This window comes from Propioniciclava sp. (assembly GCF_029977985.1).
GTDB lineage: Bacteria > Actinomycetota > Actinomycetes > Propionibacteriales > Propionibacteriaceae > Propioniciclava.
Map to the genome: position 1 here is coordinate 1 of NZ_JARKOT010000049.1, position 4,462 is coordinate 4,462.

Consider the following 4,462-nt stretch of genomic DNA (forward strand, 5'->3'; position numbering starts at 1 on the left):
CCAGAAGGACAAGTCGCGCTACGTCCGCAATGCCTCCGCCGGTGCGTTCAACTACGCCGTCTCGATGGCCATCGTCAGCATCGTCGGCTGGAACCTCACGATCACCGTCGTCGGAGCCATCATCGGCCTCCCGCTGATCGCGATGGGTGGCATCGGCTCGCTGGTCCTCGGCATCGTCGGCGCCGTCAAGGCGTCGCGCGACGAGGCGTACACCTACCCCATGCAGATCCAGATCCTGAACTGACCCACCTCCGGGTGGCCCCTCCGACGGGCCGGACGCCGCGGCGTCCGGCCCGTCGTCACGTGCGGTGGCGTCAGGTGGGCAGGTGGGTGCGCGGCGCCATGCGGGCGCCGTGGCGGGGGTGCACGAACCCGCCGAGCTCGAGGAGCCGCTGCACGCGATAGCGGTGGCCGCGGTAGGGCTCCAGCAACTCGAGCAGGGCATCGTCGTCGACCTCTTCGCCCACGAGCGCCCAGCCGATGTTCCGGGCGACGTGGTAGTCGCCGAATGCGACGGCGTCCGGGTCGCCGTGAGCACGGGCGCGCACCTCGGCCGACGTCCACACGCCGATGCCCGGGATGCCGCGCAGCCGCGCGTCGGCCTCCGCGGGTGAGCAGGTGAGGGTGCGTTCGAGGCCGGACGCCACCGCCGCCGCCCGCAGGACCGTGGCGCTGCGGGCGTGGTCGATGCCGAGGCGCAGCCACTCCCACGACGGGATGCGACGGAGTTCGGCGGGCGTGGGCGCCAGCCACAGATCGAGGGATGCGGGGACACCAGGGGCGCGCGTCCCGTAGCGGCGCACGAGCCCGCGGTGCCCGCGGAACGCTTCTTGGCCCGTGACCTTCTGCTCGATCACGGCCGGGACCAGTGCCGCCATGACGATCCCGCCGCGGCCGACCCGCCAGTGCGGGTGGGCGTGGAGCGCGGCGGCGAGTGCGGGGTGGCGGACGCCGAAGCCGGCGGTGTCGTCGTCGGCGCCGAGGAGGGTGGGCAGGTGGTCAAGTGCCCAGCCGGCGCCCTCGCCCCAGGCCTCGGCGTGCACGGAGCCGTCGCCCGGGCTCGTCCAGACGGACAGCGTGGCCGGCCCCAGGGGCGTCCGCAGGGCGCGCCAATGGCGACCGGCAGCGATGCGATACGTGGGGTCGCCGGCGCCGCGCCGCCACGACGACCAGATCTGGCCCACCGGGCAGGGCCAGGCGGGCGTCCAGGTGCGGGCGGCTGGTGTCACCGGACCATTGTGGGTCACGGCCGGAGACCGGCGCGCGGCGTGGCGGCGTATACTTGAGAGGTCAATCAAATCGGCGACGAAAGAAGAGCATGAAGATCGGCATCATCATCGGGTCCATCCGTGAGGGCCGGGTGGGCGCCGCCGTCGGGCAGTGGGTGCTCGAGCAGAGCAACGCCCGCACCGGCGCCACCTACGAGCTCATCGACCTCAAGAGCTTCGACGTGCCGCTGTTCACCGGAGCGAGGCACCCCATGAGCATGAACAAGTCCTACGACGACCCCAAGGTGCAGGCGTGGAGCGCAGCCGTCGACGCGTGCGACGCGTACGTCTTCGTGACGCCCGAGTACAACCACGGCGTCCCCGGCGCCTTCAAGAACGCCGTGGACACCCTCGGCTCCGAGTGGATGGGCAAGCCGGTGGGATTCGTGGGCTACGGGTCGGTGGGCGGGGTGCGCGCGATCGAGAACTGGCGCACCGTGCTGGCCAATTTCTCGATGTACGACGTGCGCGCCGAGGTCAACATCAACCTGTTCACCGACTTTACCGACGGCGAGTTCACCCCCCAGAACCGCAACGTGGTGACGATGGGTGCGGTCTTCGACGACTTGGAGAAGGCCGGCGCCTGATGCCTTCCGGCGCGAACGGCGTCCGCCCCGACTAGGCTTTTCCGCATGGCGGAAGGCATCAAGGGAGTTGCGGGGGACGCCGCGGGCGCCGGCAGGGAGACGGCCCGGAAGGTGAAGCGCAATCCGGCCTACCAGGTGCTGGTGAAGGTGGGCCTGGTCACCTACGGCGTGGTCCATCTCCTCATCGCCTGGCTGGGCATCCGGCTGGCGATGGGCCAGGGGACCGGCAGCAAGACGGCGTCCAACGCCGGTGCCCTCCGAGCCCTCTCCGACACGCCGCTCGGCGTCGGGCTGCTATGGGTGGCCGCCATCGGTTTCGCGACGCTCGTGGTCTGGCAGGTCGTGTCGTTGTTCGTCGGGTTCACCGAGTTCGAGGGCCTGAAGCGCTGGGGCAAGCGTGCGGGCGCGCTGTTCCGGGCGATCCTGTACGCCTACCTGGGGATCACGGCCGCGAACATTGCGTTGGGCAGCGACACGAGTGCGGGCGAGGGACAGGCGCAGGAGTCGGTGTCCGGTGGGCTTATGGCGCTGCCCTTCGGGCAGGTGCTGGTGGCGCTCGTCGGGGCGGTCATCATCGGGTTCGGCGTCGGCCGCATCGTGAAGGCGTTCACCAAGTCGTTCAACGACGACCTGGAGACCACCCTCACCGGCGCAGGCGAGAAGTTCGCGCAGGCGGGGTATGCGGCGAAGGGTGTCGCTCTCGCCGGGGTGGGCGGGCTCTTCATCTGGGCAGCGCTCACGCACGACTCCAGCCGGGCGGGTGGCCTCGATCAGGCCATCCAGACGTTCCTGGGGTTACCCTTCGGCCCGTGGCTCGTGAGTGCCCTCGCCCTGGGCATCGGCCAGTTCGGCCTGTACTGCTTCTACTGGGCGATGCACGCGAAGCACGCGTAGGGCCGGCGCCCGGATCGTCACGCCCGGTCGCGCCACCACCGACCATGTGTGCGGCGCCGTCCCCTGCAGCCGGACGCGAGCGGGGCTGAAGGGCCTACGTTGTCTGTCATGGTTCCGACGCTGACTCTCGCGCACGGCACGCGGATCCCGCAGGTGGGGTTCGGCACGTACAAGATCGACCCCGCGGACGCCGAGGGTGCGGTGCTGGCTGCGCTCGAGGCGGGCTATCGGCACATCGACACGGCCGCGATGTACGGCAACGAGGCGGAGGTGGGAGCCGCGCTCGCGGCGTCCGGCCTGGCTCGCGACGAGGTGTTCGTCACCAGCAAGCTCGACAACCCCTACCACGAACCGGACGCCGCCCGCGCCGCCTTCGAGCGCTCGATGGCCGACCTGCGTCTCGACGTGCTGGACCTGTACCTCATCCACTGGCCGATGGCCGCCACCACCGACTACGTCGCCACGTGGCGGGTGCTCGTCGAACTGTGGGAGTCGGGGCGGGTGCGCGAGATCGGCGTCTCGAACTTCCAACCCGACCACCTCCGCGCAGTCATCGAGGCCACGGGTGTGGTGCCCGCGGTGAACCAGGTCGAGATCAACCCCTACCTCACCCAGGAGCCGTTGCGCTCGCTCCACCGCGAGCTCGGCATCGTCACGCAAGCGTGGTCGCCGCTCGCTCGGGGGCGCGTGCTGAACGACCCCGCGGTCCTCCGGATCGCCGAGGAGGTCGGGCGGGCGCCGGCGCAGGTGGTCCTCCGCTGGCACCTGCAACGCGGGGATGTCGTGTTCCCCAAGTCGACCCACCCGGAGCGGATCGCCGAGAACCTCGCGGTGTTCGACTTCGAGCTGGACGCCGCCGCCATGGCTGACCTCACCGGACTGAACCGCGACGAACGATCCGGAAGCCACCCGGACAGCGTCGAGCTGGGGAACCGCTGAGGTGGGCGGGGTGCCAGAGCCTGTGACAGCGGAGATGCTCGCCGCCGTCGACGACTACAGCCGTGCCTGGTGGATCGCCCGTCGCCCCGATGAGCCCGTGCTGACGCCGCTGGGTTGGCGGACCGATCGCCCGGACGGGCGGCAGAGCTGGTTCGTCCGATCGCCGAGCGTGGAGGCGCTGCGCGGGATCGTCGCGGCGGCCGGGCCGATGGACTGGATCCGGTGGCCGGGATCGGCGGGCGACTGGGCGTCGTTGCTGCCCGGGGTCCCGGTGGCGGCGTCGAGTTGGATGTTCCGGACAGACCTGAGCGTGCCGACCGGGTGGCGGATCCCCCTCGGGCTCGAGCGGCGGCTCGTGGACGAGGGCGACCTCGTGCGGCTCGAACTCGTCGCGGACGGGCGCGTGGTCGCGATGGGCAACGTGGCCCTGCGGGAACACGACGGGGACAGGTTCGCGCTCCCCGACTACGTCGGCGTCGAGGAGGATTGCCGTGGGCGCGGGTATGGTGCGGCGGTCATGCACGGACTGGCCGCGGCGCTCGAACGGGGCTACCCGCGGGCCACGTTGAGCTCGACCGACATGGGCAAGGGGCTGTACGAGCGCTTGGGGTGGCGTCTGATCGGGCCCACGGCCGCACGGGCGCTACCCGAGACGTGAGGGGCCCCTGTTTCCGGCAGCCCGGGCGTGCAGCCACGCGGCGTCCCGTGTGCAGTCGGGGACTCCCCCCGTGTGACGGTTGGGGCTCACAAAGAGGGCGCTGGGGCGCCCTCTTT

The 4,462-nt window shown here is 71.0% G+C and carries 6 protein-coding genes; 5 read left to right on the forward strand and 1 reads right to left on the reverse strand.

All coding sequences use genetic code 11. The features are described 5' to 3' along the window. Positions 1–244 (forward strand): DUF4870 domain-containing protein (locus tag Q1K57_RS02925; RefSeq protein ID WP_300078829.1); only part of this gene is annotated, 244 nt, incomplete at its 5' end. 70 nt (positions 245–314) lie between these two features. On the opposite strand, the gene Q1K57_RS02930 is transcribed toward Q1K57_RS02925, so the two are convergent. Further along, the gene (locus Q1K57_RS02930) at positions 315–1,229 is read right to left on the reverse strand and encodes a DNA-3-methyladenine glycosylase 2 family protein (RefSeq protein WP_300078831.1); all 915 of its coding nucleotides are present in this window, start codon (positions 1,227–1,229) and stop codon (positions 315–317) included. An 89-nt stretch (positions 1,230–1,318) separates the two neighbouring features. Between Q1K57_RS02930 and Q1K57_RS02935 the strand changes: the two genes are divergently transcribed. From Q1K57_RS02935 to Q1K57_RS02950, 4 genes are all read left to right on the forward strand, one after another. Further along, entirely contained in the window at positions 1,319–1,855 is a 537-nt protein-coding gene (locus Q1K57_RS02935; RefSeq protein WP_300078833.1) for an NAD(P)H-dependent oxidoreductase, read from the forward strand. 45 nt (positions 1,856–1,900) lie between these two features. Continuing rightward, complete coding sequence (locus Q1K57_RS02940; RefSeq protein ID WP_300078835.1) at positions 1,901–2,749, forward strand: DUF1206 domain-containing protein; 849 nt, start codon at positions 1,901–1,903, stop codon at positions 2,747–2,749. Positions 2,750–2,857: 108 nt separating this feature from the next. Beyond that, positions 2,858–3,688 carry an aldo/keto reductase gene (locus tag Q1K57_RS02945; RefSeq protein WP_300078838.1) on the forward strand — a complete coding sequence of 277 codons (831 nt, stop codon included), beginning with the start codon at positions 2,858–2,860 and terminating at the stop codon, positions 3,686–3,688. Positions 3,689–3,698: 10 nt separating this feature from the next. Then, on the forward strand, positions 3,699–4,346 hold the full coding sequence (locus Q1K57_RS02950) for a GNAT family N-acetyltransferase (protein WP_300078840.1): 648 nt from the start codon (positions 3,699–3,701) through the stop codon (positions 4,344–4,346). Positions 4,347–4,462: the final 116 nt, after the last annotated feature.